Source organism: Pseudonocardia sp. NPDC046786, from assembly GCF_040645415.1.
Classification (GTDB): Bacteria; Actinomycetota; Actinomycetes; order Mycobacteriales; family Pseudonocardiaceae; genus Pseudonocardia; species Pseudonocardia kongjuensis.
In genome coordinates this window covers 1696-4195 of sequence record NZ_JBEYYF010000058.1, presented here as the reverse complement: position 1 = coordinate 4195, position 2500 = coordinate 1696, and the positions used below count along the sequence as shown (strand labels likewise).

Sequence of the window (2500 nt, the reverse complement as noted above, 5' to 3'; positions counted from 1 at the left end):
TGCAGGTGGTGCATGGCTGTCGTCAGCTCGTGTCGTGAGATGTTGGGTTAAGTCCCGCAACGAGCGCAACCCTTGTTCCATGTTGCCAGCGGGTTATGCCGGGGACTCATGGGAGACTGCCGGGGTCAACTCGGAGGAAGGTGGGGATGACGTCAAGTCATCATGCCCCTTATGTCCAGGGCTTCACACATGCTACAATGGCTCATACAGAGGGCTGCGAGACCGTGAGGTGGAGCGAATCCCTTAAAGTGAGTCTCAGTTCGGATCGGGGTCTGCAACTCGACCCCGTGAAGTTGGAGTCGCTAGTAATCGCAGATCAGCAACGCTGCGGTGAATACGTTCCCGGGCCTTGTACACACCGCCCGTCACGTCACGAAAGTTGGTAACACCCGAAGCCGGCGGCCCAACCCTTGTGGAGGGAGTCGTCGAAGGTGGGACTGGCGATTGGGACGAAGTCGTAACAAGGTAGCCGTACCGGAAGGTGCGGCTGGATCACCTCCTTTCTAAGGAGTCTCACCGTGTGGTGGGGCGCCAACCGTTTGTGCAGATTGTTTCTGTGTGGATTGTGTTGGTTCCTTCTTCGAGATCATGCCTGTCGGGGCCGTTCGTGTTCCGGGGTGTGTCTGGGTGGAACATGAGGCGTCAGGATGTGTGGTTCGGCACGCTGTTGGGTCCTGAGGGGACACCTGGTTGGTGTTGTCCTTGTGGCCGCTCGTCTGGTGGTTTCCTAACGCGCCCTTGTGTGGGGTGTGGTGGTTGCTGTCTGGGTCGGTGTGGTTGTGGGTTGAGTGTTGCATAGTGGATGCGAGCATCTTGTTGTGGTCAAGTTGTTAAGAGCACATGGTGGATGCCTGGGCATCAGGAGCCGATGAAGGACGTGGGAGGCCGCGATAGTCCTCGGGGAGCTGTCAACCGAGCTGTGATCCGAGGGTGTCCGAATGGGGAAACCCAGCACCCGTCATGGGGTGTTACCCGTATCTGAATTCATAGGGTGCGTGGAGGGAACGTGGGGAAGTGAAACATCTCAGTACCCACAGGAAGAGAAAACAATAGTGATTCCGTGAGTAGTGGCGAGCGAAAGCGGATGAGGCTAAACCGTGTCCGTGTCAAGCCGGCAGGTGTTGCGGGTGCGGGGTTGTTGGGATGTGTTGTTCACCTTCTGCCGAGGGTGGGATGATTGTTGTGCTGTGTTAGCGGAAGACTTCTGGGAAGGGTCGCCGGAGTGGGTGAGAGCCCCGTACGTGAAAATGCAGTGCTGGTCATGGACATTGTTCCCGAGTAGCAGCGAGCCCGTGAAATTCGCTGTGAATCTGGCGGGACCACCCGTCAAGCCTAAATACTACCTGGTGACCGATAGCGGACAAGTACCGTGAGGGAAAGGTGAAAAGTACCCCGGGAGGGGAGTGAAATAGTACCTGAAACCGTGTGCTTACAAGCCGTCAGAGCCTGGAGCAGTTTTGTGCTGCAGGGTGATGGCGTGCCTTTTGAAGAATGAGCCTGCGAGTTATGCTTCGTGGCGAGGTTAACCTGTGTGGGGTAGCCGTAGCGAAAGCGAGTCCGAATAGGGCGTGTGAGTCGCGGGGTGTAGACCCGAAGCGGAGTGATCTACCCATGGCCAGGGTGAAGCGTCGGTAAGACGTCGTGGAGGCCCGAACCCACCAGGGTTGAAAACCTGGGGGATGAGCTGTGGGTAGGGGTGAAAGGCCAATCAAACTTCGTGATAGCTGGTTCTCCCCGAAATGCATTTAGGTGCAGCGTCGTGTGTTTCTCATCGGAGGTAGAGCACTGGATGGCCTAGGGGGCCGACAAGCTTACCGAAGTCAGCCAAACTCCGAATGCCGGTGAGTGAGAGCGCGGCAGTGAGACTGCGGGGGATAAGCTTCGTGGTCGAGAGGGAAACAGCCCAGATCACCGGCTAAGGCCCCTAAGCGTGCGCTAAGTGGGAAAGGATGTGGGATCGCCCGGACAACCAGGAGGTTGGCTTAGAAGCAGCCACCCTTGAAAGAGTGCGTAATAGCTCACTGGTCAAGTGGTCCTGCGCCGACAATGTAGCGGGGCTCAAGCGCACCGCCGAAGCCGTGGCAATGACACTTGTGGTGTTGTTGGGTAGGGGAGCGTCCTGCGTCTGGTGAAGCCCGGGAGTGATTTACGGGTGGAGGGTGTGGGAGTGAGAATGCAGGCATGAGTAGCGAATGCAGAGTGAGAATCTCTGCCGCCGGATGACCAAGGGTTCCTGGGCCAGGTTGTTCCGCCCAGGGTGAGCCGGGACCTAAGGCGAGGCCGTCAGGCGTAGTCGATGGACAACGGGTTGATATTCCCGTGCTCGTGATAGTGCGTCCATGCCGAGGCTGGTGATGCTAACCATCCGAACCCATCTTCGCTCCTTCGGGAGTGTTGTGTGGGGGAGCGTGGGATCCGATCTGGTAGTAGGTAAGTGATGGGGTGACGCAGGAGGGTAGCTCCGCCACGCGGTGGTTGTCGTGGTGTAAGCCTGTAGCCT

General features: G+C 57.9%; 2 rRNA genes (both running past the window's edge). Both read left to right on the top strand.

Annotated features, from left to right (window positions below):
- Window positions 1-503: ribosomal RNA gene (locus ABZ881_RS30780) — 16S ribosomal RNA — on the top strand; it begins 1017 nt to the left of the window's first position.
- Window positions 504-820: 317 nt separating this feature from the next.
- Window positions 821-2500: ribosomal RNA gene (locus ABZ881_RS30775) — 23S ribosomal RNA — on the top strand; it runs 1493 nt beyond the window's last position.
- The 16S and 23S rRNA genes sit together here, the layout of an rRNA operon.